Genomic DNA, 13,200 nt, shown 5'->3' on the forward strand with positions numbered 1-13,200 from the left:
GATTATCCTTTCGCTTGTGCTTTTCCGACCTGAAGTACATCAGCCAAATTAAATTGTTTATCAAGGCCCGCTAGGTTGAGTAACACCTGGCCGTCCCCCTGCCCCATTACCACGCTGTTTACGTTGGCATGGGTGAATACGTCATAGTTCTGTGTTTCGCCACCGACAAGGCCCGACACCCGGATAGTGTATTGTCCCTCCGGCATCATCTTACCTTGCTCGTTCTTACCATCCCACTCAATATCGTGGTCACCGGCTCCTTTGGCACCGAGGTTGATCGTTTTGACCAGTTCGCCCTGAGGGGTTTCCACCCGCATCATGGCTTGGTCGAGGGAGTTGGTTAGACGAACACGGCCTGTTAAGCCGCCTTCTGTTGCTTTCATCCCAGTGGCACTTGGCACCAGTACATCCTGGCCGACCAAGGTCGAGGCCTGAAGTGCCTGGTTGGAGGTCATGGCGGTATTGAGCAAGCCGAACTGCTCGTTCATCTGGTTAATACCATCCACTGTGGCAAACGATGCCATCTGGGCGATCATCTTGTCATTGCCGACTGGCTCGAACGGATCCTGCTGAGACAACTGCTTGGTCAGTAGGGAAAGGAAGTCTTCTTGCTTTAGTTGGTTCTGGCCAGTGACCTTCTGCTCTTCCTGAACCTTCTTTTCCTGCATCGACTTTAGCTGGTCGAGGTAGGAAAGGTTGTTAGAACCTGCACCGTTAATACTGCTCATTGCCGTTTCTCCCTACCTTACTTACCCATCTGCAAGGTTTTCATTAGCATCTGCTTGCTGGCATCTGCCACCTGGACATTGTTCTGGTACGAACGCGATGCCGAAATCATGTTGGCCATTTCTTCCATCACATTGACATTCGGCTTGTAGATGTAGCCTTCGGCATTCGCCAACGGGTGATCCGGATTATACTCGGCACTCAATGGCTTTTCGCTCTCGACAATCGCCTTGACCTGAACCGGTACACTTTCACTGCGCTTATAACTGGCACTTTGCAGTTCAGCAGCGAAAACAGGATGCCTTGCCTTGTAAGTTTGTTCCGCAGAACTACTGACCGTGTTGGCATTGGCAAGGTTACTGGAAGTGGTATTCAAACGTACCGACTCCGCACTCATGGCCGATCCCGTTACGTTGAAAATATTAAACAAACTCATTTATTAATCCCCTCTCAGTGCCTTGCTCAGGTTTTTGAACTTTGACCCGAGAAAATCCAACGATGCCTGATACTCAAGCGAGTTCTGCATAAACAGGTTTTGCTCCAACTGGGCGTCGACGGTATTGCCGTCACCGGTGTCCGGCTGGGTAGGCACACGGTACTTTTGCTCACCTGATACTTGCGTGGAGGCAGAAATATGCCGACCATCTGTGCGGCTGAGGCCAACTTTTGCCCCCGAAGTTGCCGCATTGAGGGCCCGCTGGAAGTCGATATCTTTCGCCTTGTAGCCCGGCGTGTTGGCATTGGCCAGGTTGCTAGCCAGCGTTTCTGCACGTTTGCCGCGTACGCCGACGGTATGCTGGTGAACGCCTAATGCTTTATCAAAAGAAATGGACATGTCTGCCTCCAAAATTTGTTACCAAATAGAAAGCAAAGGCTGTGCCAAAAGTTTGAAAAGAGGGGAAAAGGTGATGGGTTGCTGCAGAATGTTGAAAAGGCTATAGAACGTCAAATTCTTTCTTCGCCTTTTGCTTTACCTAGGATCAAGGACCCGCTCTTCCTAGGCCCTTTAAGAGCTTTTAGGGCCTAGGATTTATACTCCTAAGCCCTTTTATAGTTCTTCCCAGACCCTAGGACCTTCTTTTCCGAGGCCCCTAAAGGCTTATGGGCCATAGGCCCTATTTAAGCCGGTAGATTATCCCCGGATTACAACGGATCATCTCAAACTTGTCGGTCAGGCCGGTAAGTGATTCCGATGCGCCCAGCAGAAGATAGCCGCCCGGGTTAAGGCTGGCCGCCATTTGGTTGAGCACCTTGGCTTTCATCTCCGGCGAGAAGTAGATCAGCACATTGCGGCAGAAAATCACATCAAACTTGCCAAGCAGCGCGTAGCTGTCTTTGAGGTTCTGCGGACGGAAGTTCACCATCCGTTTAACCTTGTCATTCACTTTGAGGCGACCATCACCGTTGTCCTCGAAGAACATGCGGCGACGTTCCATCGATAACCCACGGCTGAGTGCCAAGTTGTCGTAAGCACCTGTGCGGCAGGTCTCCAGCATAGTTTGCGAAATATCGGTCGCAGTAATTTGTACACTGCTAGGCAACATCCCAGGACGGCGGTTCTGCGTTTCCAGTACCGTCATCGCGATAGAATAAGGTTCTTGCCCTGAGGAACTGGCTGAGGACCAAATTTTAATCGGGCGTTTATTCGCAGCCAGCTCCGGCAAGATGCGGTCAGCCAACACGGTATAAGGATAGGTATCGCGAAACCAAAGTGTTTCATTGGTGGTCATCGCATCGACTGCAGCAACCCGCAGTTCACGATTCCGACCGGCAATGACCACCTGCAACAGTTCAGAGAGTGAAGATAATGAATACTGACTGACTAAAGGACTAAGCCGGCTTCTTACCAAATACTGTTTACTGTCACCCAATACAATTCCACACTGGGCTTCTAGGAAACGGCAAAACTCGCGGTATTCCTGATCGTTTATAGTTATAGCTGTCATCTACTGCTCTAGTATGATTGTTCTTTGCTCGAGCCTGTTTATTTCGGCGTTTTTTATTGCGGCATTGCTGCTTTTACTGCTGCGCCTAACTCATCAGGATTAAATTTAGGAATGAAGGCATTGGCTCCGACACGTTCAACCATCGCTTGGTTAAACACCCCACTCAGGGATGTGTGAAGGATAACATGCAAATCTTTCAATTTCGGATCGTTACGGATTTCTGCCGTGAGAGTATAGCCATCCATCTCTGGCATTTCGATATCTGAAATCACCAACGCCAGTTGTTTGTAGATATCGCCTTCCTGTGCCATTTCCCGAAGCTTGATAATGGCTTCTTTGCCGTCTTTAACGAGCACACACTCACAGCCAATCGCTTCAATTGCACGCTGAACCTGCTTGCGAGCAACACTGGAATCATCCGCTACCAATACGCGCCGTACCGCTGGCATATCATTAATAAGCTCTTCAAGTACAGAGCCCGTGATACTGGTATTAACTGGGGAGATTTCATCAAGAATTTTCTCCACATCCAGGATTTCAACCAACTCATTATCAATTTCAGTCACTGCGGTCAGGTAATTCGCCTTCCCCGCCCCTTTTGGCGGCGGCAGGATTGACTCCCAGTTCATATTAATGATGCGTTCAACAGAAGATACTAAAAAGCCCTGAATCGAACGGTTGAATTCAGAAATAATCACGAAGCAATTGTCGAGATCATCGATAGGGCGGCCACCGGTTGCCAGACTCATATCAATTACGGAAATAGTTTGCCCACGGATATGCGCAATTCCCTTCACCAAGGGATGCAAGTTAGGCATAGTCGTCAATTTAGGGCACTGGAGCACTTCCTTGACTTTAAATACGTTGATGCCATAACGTTGACGTCGATTAAGCCTGAAGGTTAGCAACTCTAGCCTGTTTTGACCGACCAGCTGGGTACGTTGATTCACCGAATCTAATATCCCCGACATATGAAGACGTCTCCTTGTTGATTGTTTTTATAATTTGATACGTGTTTACTAGAGAAACCAAAGGGTAAATCACATATCATAGCAAGTTAAAGCTGCTTTATTGAAATACCTGCGGTAAGGCACAGTATCCCATTGTGATCGGTGACATTAAAGAGATAAATACGTGCTTAGTTACTCGCATAACATTCACCTAATGTGTTTTATCGGCCTGCAGCTTTTTTTCTTTAGCAGCATTAGCCCTGCGTTTGCTAATCTGGAAGCAAGCCAACCCGCTACAGCCAATATATCACCAGACGTTATCAGCCAAGCAGCGCAAGAACATGTTACGGCGCTAACCCGTGAGGCAAATGGGAGCTTTACCATCACAGCCCCAAACCTCGATAACCGGCTCCGCCTGCCCCAATGCCCTGAACCACTCTCGACCGATATCCCCAACAAGAGCTCGCTGAGCGGCACTGTCTCGGTATTGGTTCGGTGTGAATCCCTCAACTGGCAAATTTATGTCCCTGTCCGAGTCCAGCAGGTGCTAGAACGGGTTGTCGCCAAAGCGCCGCTTCCCAGAGGCACTGTTATTTCAGCGGCAGACATTGATGTTGAGCAAGTGGAACTCAGGCGGCAACGCGGTGCCTCTTTTGCCAACCCCGAACAACTCATCGGCTCCAAAGTAAAACGTCCTGTCCGGCTTGGGGAAATTATACTTGCCAGTGATATCTGCCTGGTATGCAGGAATGACGCTGTCCTGATTAAGGCTGGCAATGACGGACTATCTATAATTACCGAGGGCAAAGCCTTGTCGGACGGGTCGCTCGGTGAACAGATCAGGGTGCAGAATAACCGTTCTAAAAAGGTGATCACCGGTATCGTCAGTGCTGTGGGTGAAGTCACCGTTCGCTATTGATACGAAAATTCCGAAATTTTACGTACAATACCTAAAGGTTTTGCTATCGTTGTCGATAATACAGTAGCTATAGAGCCTAACTGCACGTTCAAGGAGTTTCTAATGCCTACTATCAATAACATACGCACTAACCAGCCGTTGACTACCGGCGGGAATGTATCGAATACCGATACCAGTAAAAGCAAACCGGCTTCAGGTACGCAATCTAATGCAACCGAGTCAGATTCGGTATCCCTTAGCAGCCAAGGTCAGTCTGTGGGTCAAATCCACCAGCAGCTTGCTACCCAGGAAGCGTTCGACACAGAAAAAGTCAATGCAATCAAAGAAGCAATTGCCAATGGTTCCTATGTCATTGATGCCGATAAGCTAGCGGCTAACATGATTAAACTCGAAGACGATTTGAAAGGCCTTTAAGGACAAGTGAGAGAGTATGTCTACATCTATAGAACAGCTTCTTGAACAGCAACAGGTGAACCTCACCTCTCTCACCACTTTGCTCGCACAAGAGCAAAAAGCCATTGTTGAACGCAAGTCTGAACAAATTCTTGAATGTGCACAGAAAAAGTCGGCATTGATCGACAGTATCAAACTGGTCGATCACCAGCTTTCCGTCCATCCTGAGCAGTCAAGGCTGGCAGAAGGCGGCGACTTATCCGCCAACGTCGCAACCTTGCGTTCACTGGCAGACGATTGCCAGTCCACCAATGATGTCAATGGTGAAGCCTTAATGCGTGCTCAGCTGAGCTTCCACAAGCTCAATAACCTATTGCAGCAAAGCCGTGGCAAGCATCAAATGACCTATACCAGCGAGGGCATGACCCAGAACACCCGCACTCTGGGCACTGATCTGAAAGCATAATCAAGCAGTTATTTAACCTTTCGGGAATACCGCTTAGAACATCACTTCCTGGCTCTGGGGAACAGCATAGATTTCTGCACTCCCCTTTAGACGCTCCATTCTATTGAGATCCAGTTGCATTTCAGTCACATAGTTGTCGCCAATGGGATAACTACGGATCACTTCGGCCCCACGGATACTGCCATCAACCGAACTATTATTGTTTTCATAGTTCAACTGCTGATCATCCATCTCTGAACGGGCTGAAATACGAATACCGTATACCTGCTCAGTCAGTTCACGGTATGCATCGAGTTTTGACGCTCGCATAGCCCGCATCCGCTTCTCTTCTATATTCTTTCCTGGCTGCTCGCTAATAGAGGCATAGCCAACAGCGGTAATAATGTCTGTGCTGCGCGTTTCAACCAAAGGCTGACAACCGACGAGGAAAGCTAAAACCAACAGGCACCAATAACGCATTTTTTCTCCTAAGGCTTAATTACTACGGTGTTTCTATCGTGGGACAATGTCTCGTCACGAATAATCCACCCATTATCCATTCGCATACGATTAAGGCTATCGAGATCTCGACCAATCCGATCAGCAGGCAAGAAGCCTTGCGCCGAGGCAATCACCACACGGGAGCGAATACCAATAATACGGGCATTGACCAGTACCCCTGCCGATTGACGGAGCATAGTGCCAGCCAACACATAATCAACGGGCTGCTCTGATGATAACTGCTGCCAGTCACGACTCAATGCAAAATCGCCATCTGGAGTCACTTTGATACCGCCCGTGATTTTATAGTCAACAACGGTATAGCCGCGTTGCTGCATTTGGTAAATCAAACCTTCCGAAACTGAATTCCCCAGCCAATTGGTCTCGTCCATATCTTGCAGGTCAACAAATGACGTCACAGCCAACGGTGTACGGGCCGTCAAGTACTGGTTGGATGCAATCAGTTTGTCAGCCATCCCTTCGATGAAGAAATCCATGGTATGGCGCGGCATTTCATCCAAACTGTGTCGGCTACCGGTATAAGGCTCTTTACCATTATAAATGGGAGAATAGGCGCAAGAAGTTACCAACATTGCCATCAATACAATTACCCATTTTTTCATCATATACAGCTCCAATTGAAGAGAGACTTCAGACCCATAGCTTGTTATCGTAGTTTCAAACAAAAACTTTATTGGTAAACACAAAAAATCAGGAATGCTCTTTGCATTACCCTTGGAATACTATGAAAGCCGCCATTCAATGTTTTAACCGATAGTGGCACACTCGCTTAAACTCGTAAGCATCCAACATAGAGTTTTAAAGCAATTTTTATACCGAAAGTGGACGAAATGATAAAAAAGATCCTCCTCACCCTGAGCAGCACCTGGCTAATTCTTTTTGCCTTACCGGCGAGCGCGGCATGGTATGAAGTCACTGGCTCTGCTGTCGTACTGCAAAGTGAGTCCCAAGCCCGCCAGAGCGCGCTTGAAGATGCTGTGTTACAGGTGATCCGCTATTCCGGAGCCGATCTATCCTCATTCAACCGCATCAAACCCTATCTCAAAAACAGTCAGGATACTTACCAGTTCAGTGGCAGCGAGTTACGTCAAATTACCGTCACTAAGAGTAAAAAGAGAAGTGGTAGCCTATACCTGACAGCACAAATTGAAGTTTTCCCGTCGGCAAGAACTTGCCACAAGGTACAATACAAGAAAGGCCTGCTCTTGGGGGAGTTTAATATCCGCTCACCTCAACACGCTTCACTCGGAGGGGTCTACCAGCTAGGGAACAACTTCACCTCCGTATTAAAACGCCAACTTGAAACCCGCTCGCAAAGCTTTGTGGTCTCCGGCACCACCCGTGTCCAAATCAACCCGGGCTACCCAAGCCAAATGGTTATGCTGGCTGAAGATAATGACGCCCAATACATCATCAGTGGCCAAATCACCGATTTAACCTCGACGCTCGATCAAAAGCTATTGCGCAGCGATAAGATCAACCGGCAATTTGCTGCCGAGCTTCAGCTCATGGACGGTAAAACCGGCGAAATACTGATGCAGAACCAATACCGTGAAGTCGCCAACTGGCCATTTTCCCGCACCAGCCAGGTCGACACCAGCAGTGCCCGGTTCTGGCAGTCTGCTTACGGCCAAGCTGTCCAACGGGTCAGCCAAAATATGATGTTGGATCTGGAAAGCTCGTTAGCCTGCCGTACCAACTTGCCTGAAGTCGTCCGCCACCATGGCAATACCGTACATATCAACCAAGGCCGCAAACACGGCGTTAAGCAAGGTGACCAACTTGCCCTGTGGCACAGTGCTGGCTTTATTGATCAAAACGGGATCCCAAGAAACCGTATGGTCCAAACCGAGATCACTTTGGTTGTCGGTCGTGTCTATGAGAAATCTGCGGAGCTAAGTATTGAGCAGCCTGAGCTTGCCAACAGCATCCAACCTGGCGATTTGCTAACCAAACAGATGGAAGATTAAGACTAATCACTTAATTTATTGGTAATTTTTTGTATAATGGAAAAACCAAGCAGTGCTTGCTGCTCCCTTAGCTCAGCTGGATAGAGCGTCCCCCTCCTAAGGGGAAGGCCACAGGTTCGACTCCTGTAGGGAGCGCCATATTTAAGGCCCAGTTACCCTCTCGTAACTGGGCCTTTTTCGTTTGGGCTTACACCTACATTGTAAAATCAATGCTGATATAGATGTTGCCCAGTTGCCCGAGTTCATGTTCTTTCCACTCATCGAGCGTATCAAACATCCGATAACCAAAATCAAAACTGGTCTCTGGGCTGTATTGGTAACGGATACCCGTTTGACCACCAAAAGTCCAATCGTTTGTATCATGTAAGCCAAATTTATAACCCAGACTACCACCACCAAATACCTGCCAATTCCCGTTATCAGTGAAAGGATATAGATAGTCATAAGCAAAATGGATACTGGTTACCCCTGAGCTAAAACCATGAGAGTAATTTGCCGCAAAGCGATGCTTTTCATCAAATATTGCCCCTAAGCGGAACACCGGCTCAAACTCCAGTGGCGACTCATACTTCGTCCCATCCGTGACACCAATACCGATAAAAGACTTGGACTCTTTCACCTCGGCCGCCACTGCTGTCGATATACAAGCAAGCAATAAGCTGCCCAATGCAGCTTGATGAATTAGCTTCTTAATCATATAAAAAACGCCGTTCTAAATTTGGTTGAAAAATACAACAACACGGTGTTGATAGAAAGCAACGCGAAGCTTAATTCATATGAAAAAAACAGTTAGGCCAAGAATATGGGTGTCTTAAAAAGGAGGGGAAAGATAAAAAAGCCTAAAAAAGCAAAAACCCCGCCGAAGCGAGGTTTTCTTAATTTGGTGGAGCTAGGCGGGATCGAACCGCCGACCTCTTGCATGCCATGCAAGCGCTCTCCCAGCTGAGCTATAGCCCCAAATCGTGCAAAGGATAATAAAAACTTAGTTAAATCATGTCAATAGAGATAACCCCACCAACCCAAACTAAAGTTTAACTTGATCATATTTTCGTGATAATAATCACATCCAAGCTCATACATTGATGTCTAAATCATCAATCCAAGATGGATTCTTGACAGGCTTTCTGTTCATTAAGGTGACTTTTAGTCTTGCCAGTGCTGAAATAACTAATCAGGGCCTCAGCAAAACAGAAGTCCACCTGTGTATCTATATCAACTGACCTTTCTGACGGCATGATGTACGCTTTCACATCATCAGAATAATAGGTACCTTGTCTCTGCCGGTACGCCTCGACATCAAAAGCATAAAGGCATCCGTTCAAGCGATAGTATTGCGGCAAATCTTGTGAGCGCTTACCTAAAACTGACGGCCGAAGAAAACCGCCCATTAACCGGTCATCCGGCAACGTATTTGACCATAACGGAGGATGCTCACACTCACACACCGAAACTACCCCATTTACACCTGTATCGTTGAGCATTGCTAGTGCATTATCAATATCATCAGCGGTTCTCAATGGTGAAGTCGGTTGTAGGATTACAACAACCCCATACTCCATCGGCAAAGTGTCCAACGCATGAATTATTGCACTATCGGTACTCGCGTGATCGCCTGACAGGCCAGCAGGCCTCAAGAAAGGGACATCAGCCCCAAAAGCTCGAGAAACAGATGCAATACCTTCATCATCTGTACTCACCACAACACGATCGATCAGTTGGGAAGACTTAGCCGCTTCAATTGACCAAGCGATTAGCGGTTTGCCATTCAGTAACTTGGTATTTTTTCCAGGTAGGCGCTTACTGCCCCCCCTAGCAGGGATCACTGCTAGTACTTTTTTATTATCAATCATCCATTTATTCCCAATGACAGGATATCCGCTTGTGCACGGTTATAATCTTCCATCCGCCCTATATCCAGCCAATATTCATGTATAGGAAACATCAGTACCCTTTCCCGCTCTTTCATGTGCTGTTCTAGCAAAGTAGGCATATCGATGGGGTGATTCTTAGGGACAGACCTTATCACCTCTGGTGACACTACATAAATGCCTGCATTAACGAAAAAACGCTGGATCGGCTTTTCCACCATACTCGTCACACGGTTTCCCTCACCATTAATGACGCCATATGGGATCTGGTAGTCGTACTCATGGACACACATTGTCGCATCGGCTTCTTGCTCAAGATGAAAATTCAACAACTGTTGAAAGTCCACCTTGGTCAGCACATCGCCATTCATCATGATTAAAGGAAGCCCTTGCGGCAAATCATCAGGTAATAAACCAAGCGCACCTCCCGTCCCCAGAGGCTTATCTTCATGGATATAGGAAATATTTACGCCAAGCTTGCTTCCATCACCGAAATACTCTTGGATTTGTTCAGGCATGTAATGGGTTGAAATGTAGAAATTCTCAAACCCCGCCTTGATAAAACTCTGGATGACAGTTTCCAAAATAGGCTTATTGCCAACCTTCAGCATCGGTTTTGGGCAGTTATCTGTCAGAGGCCGTAACCGTGTGCCAAAGCCTCCTGCCATCAAAAAAACAGGATTATCATACCTCGGTTGGTGGAGCGCACTGTGCAAGGTTTCCAGCCCAACAACCTGGCCGGCGCCATCGACTAACGGTATGGATAAAACCCCTTTTTGCTCCATCAGGGATAAGAGCCTTTCCCGTGACGTCCCTGCAATGGCTGTCATTGGTTTTGTATTCATTACCAGCGACACAGAGTCAGACAACGCCAAGTTTTTCAATAACCCCCGGCGTATATCACCGTCAGTAACGACTCCCGTTAAACGCTGTAAGTCATCAACGACCAGTGCAACCCGCAACGCTTCCCTGTTAATCACTTCCAGTGCATCACGGATAGTGTGCTCTGGCTTAATCGCCACACTTTTCCAGGATAGACTCATAACATACCTATTTTTCTGTATGAGGTTTAATGACACTACGAGAGGAGTAGCAAACAGCCTTGGCTGATAAATCTTCGCTTAACATAGCGCCTGCGCCAACAATAGACTGATCTCCCAAACACAAGCCTTGGGTAACCGTCGCATTTGCCCCAATAAATACCTGTTTCCCTGTTTTTACCCCACCACAAACCACGCTCCCCGGCGCCAAATGGCTGAACGGCCCAATTAGGCAATCATGTTCAACGATGGCACCGGTATTGACGATGGTTTGCTGACCAACAACAGCACCGGCTTGAACGATAGCGCCAGGGAAAACCTGTCCCCCTTCTTCCAAGACTGCATACTTGGACACTAGCGACTGCTCTGAAACCACTGTTTCAAAACGGTAGCCCATTGATGTGTACCATTTAGTGACATCACAGCGGAAGCCGAAAAAGGGTAGCATCCCTATACCATTAACCAACATGACCGATTGCGGCGAAAACTGTGCGATTTCTTTATCTGATGTTAAAACCGGTATATTCTCGAAAACTTGTCGCGTTGAAACATCGTCAGGGCTAATTACTGCGCAGATCTCCCTGTTTTGGCTGATCAATATATCGGCAAGAACACTCGCATGCCCACCCCCGCCAATCAGCACAATCGGCATCCCTGTTTGGCTACTCGTCAATGAAGGCCCCCTTGGAATAGGCTTTCCCTGACGATTGCCCAAGCATTTCCCAATAACAATAGGGAGAAACGCCGGTTCCTGGTCGCTTTACCGTTAAATTCGCTGGAGTAAAGGACTCTCCGGCTTCAATCGGTTTAGCCGCAACTAGGCTTTTCCGTGCAACCGCTTTATTTTTAATTTCAGATGCCATCGGCCTCTTCACCCCATCGCCCAATGCTTGTTCAACTTGGCGGATTGCACAAACCATTGCCGACAACTCACATGGCTCCAACGACGCCTTGTGATCCGGGCCTTCCAGGTTTTTATCTAGGGTAAAATGCTTCTCAAGGATAACAGCCCCCCGAGCTGCCGCTGCCACCGGAATCGTGATCCCTTCGCTATGGTCAGAGTAACCGGCTGGCAAGCCAAACGAAGAAGCAAGCGTATCCATCGCCCGAAGGTTGATGTCGGTCATGGGGGCCGGATATTCAGTGGTACAATGTAGTAGGGTAACTTTTTGTTTCAGGGCCTGTTGCCCAGCCTCAGAGCCATAGGCTTCCTCAAAGGCACGCACCGAAGGCTGAGCTCTTCCCTCTGAGGTAAAACCAAATGCAATAACACCTAGTGCCATTTCGATCTCGGACAAGGTCGCCATCCCAGTTGACACAATCAAATCGCATCCGCTGCGGGCATGAGCCAAGACCAAGGGCGCGTTAGTGAGCTCCCCCGAGGGTATTTTTAGGCGCTTCAACCCCAAGTCATCAACAAGGAAGGTCAAGCTCTCTTCATCAAAGGCGGTAGAAAGAAACTCGATACCTAGGGACTGACAATGGTTAACCAGCGCATGGTGGGTATCATAGGGTAGTTCCAACCTGCTCAACATAGCCAACTGTGATTCTGTGCTTTGCAGGTTGTTCTTTTGGTAATCGGCTAGCCCAGCCTCCTCAGTCACCAGGTTCTTAGCTTTAAAGGTTTGGAATTTGACGACATCCGCCCCCGCTTGGTGTGCAACGTTGACCAACTCAAAAGCCAGCGCTTCATCCCCATTGTGGTTAACCCCAGCCTCGGCAATAACCAACGTCATAGGATCTCCTTGATAAGCATAAAGGCTTCAGCCGCATGGGTATTACATTGAACGCCCCGCACCTTGGCCAACGCCTTCAGTGCCTCGGTAGAGCGGGGAAAAGGAAACGGGCCAACCTCTGACTCAAAATAGGCCAATATTTCTAGCTTTTTTTCTAGGAATGGCGAGATATCGACAAAGACATTGGGACGAAAGCCCGGATCTTCCGGTTTATAGCCAAAATCAGTTTCTGATAGGGTTTCATAAGCTAAGATACGCTTAACAAAAGGCGCGCGGAATGACTTGGTTGAAGCCATGACCGCATCGAACACCACTTCATGATCACTGTGGGCATCGTTGCGGTACACGCAATAGATTTGCTCTGGCTTGAGGGATTGGATAACCCCCGAGACAGCACCAATCACCTCCCCTTTTGGCAATGCATCCAATTGTGCAGGAGGCAAGCCAAGTGTGTAGGTATTTGAAAATTGGTAAGCAGCCGCGGCCTTATCAATTTCTTGCTGGCGTCGGTGTATCTGACCCACGCTATAGCCAGAATCTTCACTCATCCCGGTAACCAGCAGCCAACTGACCTGATACCCTTCCTGGATTAGACGTAAGATAGTACCACCACACCCCAGTGTCTCATCATCGGCGTGTGGCGCTACAATTAAAACTGATTTATTCATATCATTTTCCGGTTATT

17 protein-coding genes and 2 tRNA genes are annotated in these 13,200 nt (G+C 47.9%); 5 read left to right on the forward strand and 14 right to left on the reverse strand.

From position 1 onward, the window contains the following. Window positions 1-2: 2 nt before the first annotated feature. The 5 genes from BIZ37_RS05455 to BIZ37_RS05475 all read right to left on the reverse strand — a co-directional run bounded on the left by BIZ37_RS05455 (window position 3) and on the right by BIZ37_RS05475 (window position 3,643). Window positions 3-728, reverse strand: a complete 726-nt coding sequence (locus BIZ37_RS05455; protein WP_187460625.1) for a flagellar hook assembly protein FlgD — start codon at window positions 726-728, stop codon at window positions 3-5. A 17-nt stretch (window positions 729-745) separates the two neighbouring features. Next, entirely contained in the window at window positions 746-1,162 is a 417-nt protein-coding gene (gene flgC, locus BIZ37_RS05460) for a flagellar basal body rod protein FlgC (protein ID WP_187460626.1), read from the reverse strand. 3 nt (window positions 1,163-1,165) lie between these two features. Then, on the reverse strand, window positions 1,166-1,561 hold the full coding sequence (gene flgB, locus BIZ37_RS05465) for a flagellar basal body rod protein FlgB (protein WP_187460627.1): 396 nt from the start codon (window positions 1,559-1,561) through the stop codon (window positions 1,166-1,168). A gap of 280 nt (window positions 1,562-1,841) precedes the next feature. Beyond that, window positions 1,842-2,672 (reverse strand): protein-glutamate O-methyltransferase CheR, encoded by an 831-nt coding sequence (locus BIZ37_RS05470; protein ID WP_187460628.1) that lies wholly within the window; start codon window positions 2,670-2,672, stop codon window positions 1,842-1,844. Window positions 2,673-2,725: 53 nt separating this feature from the next. Then, window positions 2,726-3,643 carry a chemotaxis protein CheV gene (locus tag BIZ37_RS05475; RefSeq protein ID WP_187460629.1) on the reverse strand — a complete coding sequence of 306 codons (918 nt, stop codon included), beginning with the start codon at window positions 3,641-3,643 and terminating at the stop codon, window positions 2,726-2,728. A 163-nt stretch (window positions 3,644-3,806) separates the two neighbouring features. Here BIZ37_RS05475 and flgA point away from each other — a divergent pair, with 163 nt between their 5' ends. From flgA to BIZ37_RS05490, 3 genes are all read left to right on the forward strand, one after another. Next, window positions 3,807-4,541, forward strand: a complete 735-nt coding sequence (gene flgA / locus BIZ37_RS05480; RefSeq protein ID WP_370577309.1) for a flagellar basal body P-ring formation chaperone FlgA — start codon at window positions 3,807-3,809, stop codon at window positions 4,539-4,541. Between the two features lie 102 nt (window positions 4,542-4,643). Beyond that, window positions 4,644-4,955: a flagellar biosynthesis anti-sigma factor FlgM gene (flgM, locus tag BIZ37_RS05485; RefSeq protein WP_187460630.1), complete on the forward strand. Its 312-nt coding sequence runs from the start codon at window positions 4,644-4,646 to the stop codon at window positions 4,953-4,955. A 16-nt stretch (window positions 4,956-4,971) separates the two neighbouring features. Next, window positions 4,972-5,400: a flagella synthesis protein FlgN gene (locus BIZ37_RS05490; protein WP_187460631.1), complete on the forward strand. Its 429-nt coding sequence runs from the start codon at window positions 4,972-4,974 to the stop codon at window positions 5,398-5,400. Between the two features lie 33 nt (window positions 5,401-5,433). Here the strand turns inward: BIZ37_RS05490 and BIZ37_RS05495 are convergent, their stop codons facing one another. Continuing rightward, window positions 5,434-5,859 carry an LPP20 family lipoprotein gene (locus BIZ37_RS05495; RefSeq protein ID WP_187460632.1) on the reverse strand — a complete coding sequence of 142 codons (426 nt, stop codon included), beginning with the start codon at window positions 5,857-5,859 and terminating at the stop codon, window positions 5,434-5,436. Between the two features lie 8 nt (window positions 5,860-5,867). Beyond that, entirely contained in the window at window positions 5,868-6,503 is a 636-nt protein-coding gene (locus BIZ37_RS05500) for a FlgO family outer membrane protein (RefSeq protein WP_187460663.1), read from the reverse strand. A gap of 228 nt (window positions 6,504-6,731) precedes the next feature. Between BIZ37_RS05500 and BIZ37_RS05505 the strand changes: the two genes are divergently transcribed. Both BIZ37_RS05505 and BIZ37_RS05510 read left to right on the forward strand, forming a co-directional pair. After that, entirely contained in the window at window positions 6,732-7,871 is a 1,140-nt protein-coding gene (locus tag BIZ37_RS05505; protein ID WP_187460633.1) for a flagellar assembly protein FlgT, read from the forward strand. A 61-nt stretch (window positions 7,872-7,932) separates the two neighbouring features. Next, window positions 7,933-8,009, forward strand: a tRNA-Arg gene (locus BIZ37_RS05510). Window positions 8,010-8,064: 55 nt separating this feature from the next. Here BIZ37_RS05510 and BIZ37_RS05515 read toward each other — a convergent pair. From BIZ37_RS05515 to BIZ37_RS05545, 7 genes are all read right to left on the reverse strand, one after another. Continuing rightward, a complete protein-coding gene (locus BIZ37_RS05515; RefSeq protein WP_187460634.1) occupies window positions 8,065-8,568 on the reverse strand; it encodes a hypothetical protein in 504 nt (167 codons plus the stop codon). A gap of 184 nt (window positions 8,569-8,752) precedes the next feature. Next, a tRNA-Ala gene (locus BIZ37_RS05520) sits at window positions 8,753-8,828 on the reverse strand. A 137-nt stretch (window positions 8,829-8,965) separates the two neighbouring features. Beyond that, window positions 8,966-9,721 carry a cytidylyltransferase domain-containing protein gene (locus BIZ37_RS05525; protein WP_187460635.1) on the reverse strand — a complete coding sequence of 252 codons (756 nt, stop codon included), beginning with the start codon at window positions 9,719-9,721 and terminating at the stop codon, window positions 8,966-8,968. Beyond that, the gene (locus BIZ37_RS05530) at window positions 9,718-10,782 is read right to left on the reverse strand and encodes a nucleotidyltransferase family protein (protein ID WP_187460636.1); all 1,065 of its coding nucleotides are present in this window, start codon (window positions 10,780-10,782) and stop codon (window positions 9,718-9,720) included. Before BIZ37_RS05530 ends, BIZ37_RS05525 begins: the two co-directional genes overlap by 4 nt. 7 nt (window positions 10,783-10,789) lie before the next feature. Then, window positions 10,790-11,452 (reverse strand): acetyltransferase, encoded by a 663-nt coding sequence (locus tag BIZ37_RS05535; protein WP_255526677.1) that lies wholly within the window; start codon window positions 11,450-11,452, stop codon window positions 10,790-10,792. Continuing rightward, window positions 11,442-12,515, reverse strand: coding sequence for an N-acetylneuraminate synthase (gene neuB / locus BIZ37_RS05540; RefSeq protein WP_187460637.1), 1,074 nt, complete (start codon window positions 12,513-12,515; stop codon window positions 11,442-11,444). The genes BIZ37_RS05535 and neuB overlap by 11 nt, the downstream gene beginning before the upstream one ends. Beyond that, a complete protein-coding gene (locus tag BIZ37_RS05545) occupies window positions 12,512-13,183 on the reverse strand; it encodes a PIG-L deacetylase family protein (protein WP_187460638.1) in 672 nt (223 codons plus the stop codon). The genes neuB and BIZ37_RS05545 overlap by 4 nt, the downstream gene beginning before the upstream one ends. Window positions 13,184-13,200: the final 17 nt, after the last annotated feature.

Origin of the sequence: Photobacterium sp. BZF1, from assembly GCF_014349205.1 — a bacterium.
Classification (GTDB): Bacteria; Pseudomonadota; Gammaproteobacteria; order Enterobacterales; family Vibrionaceae; genus Photobacterium.

What these genes read in the sequence shown, in the direction of transcription:
- BIZ37_RS05495 (WP_187460632.1), bottom strand. Translation starts at nt 5,859, where the DNA reads ATGCGTTATTGGTGCCTGTTGGTTTTAGCTTTCCTCGTCGGTTGTCAG.
- BIZ37_RS05530 (WP_187460636.1), bottom strand. Translation starts at nt 10,782, where the DNA reads ATGAGTCTATCCTGGAAAAGTGTGGCGATTAAGCCAGAGCACACTATC.
- BIZ37_RS05455 (WP_187460625.1), bottom strand. Translation starts at nt 728, where the DNA reads ATGAGCAGTATTAACGGTGCAGGTTCTAACAACCTTTCCTACCTCGAC.
- flgC (WP_187460626.1), bottom strand. Translation starts at nt 1,162, where the DNA reads ATGAGTTTGTTTAATATTTTCAACGTAACGGGATCGGCCATGAGTGCG.
- BIZ37_RS05475 (WP_187460629.1), bottom strand. Translation starts at nt 3,643, where the DNA reads ATGTCGGGGATATTAGATTCGGTGAATCAACGTACCCAGCTGGTCGGT.
- BIZ37_RS05490 (WP_187460631.1), top strand. Translation starts at nt 4,972, where the DNA reads ATGTCTACATCTATAGAACAGCTTCTTGAACAGCAACAGGTGAACCTC.
- BIZ37_RS05545 (WP_187460638.1), bottom strand. Translation starts at nt 13,183, where the DNA reads ATGAATAAATCAGTTTTAATTGTAGCGCCACACGCCGATGATGAGACA.
- BIZ37_RS05500 (WP_187460663.1), bottom strand. Translation starts at nt 6,503, where the DNA reads ATGAAAAAATGGGTAATTGTATTGATGGCAATGTTGGTAACTTCTTGC.
- neuB (WP_187460637.1), bottom strand. Translation starts at nt 12,515, where the DNA reads ATGACGTTGGTTATTGCCGAGGCTGGGGTTAACCACAATGGGGATGAA.
- flgB (WP_187460627.1), bottom strand. Translation starts at nt 1,561, where the DNA reads ATGTCCATTTCTTTTGATAAAGCATTAGGCGTTCACCAGCATACCGTC.
- BIZ37_RS05470 (WP_187460628.1), bottom strand. Translation starts at nt 2,672, where the DNA reads ATGACAGCTATAACTATAAACGATCAGGAATACCGCGAGTTTTGCCGT.
- BIZ37_RS05525 (WP_187460635.1), bottom strand. Translation starts at nt 9,721, where the DNA reads ATGATTGATAATAAAAAAGTACTAGCAGTGATCCCTGCTAGGGGGGGC.
- flgM (WP_187460630.1), top strand. Translation starts at nt 4,644, where the DNA reads ATGCCTACTATCAATAACATACGCACTAACCAGCCGTTGACTACCGGC.
- BIZ37_RS05505 (WP_187460633.1), top strand. Translation starts at nt 6,732, where the DNA reads ATGATAAAAAAGATCCTCCTCACCCTGAGCAGCACCTGGCTAATTCTT.
- BIZ37_RS05515 (WP_187460634.1), bottom strand. Translation starts at nt 8,568, where the DNA reads ATGATTAAGAAGCTAATTCATCAAGCTGCATTGGGCAGCTTATTGCTT.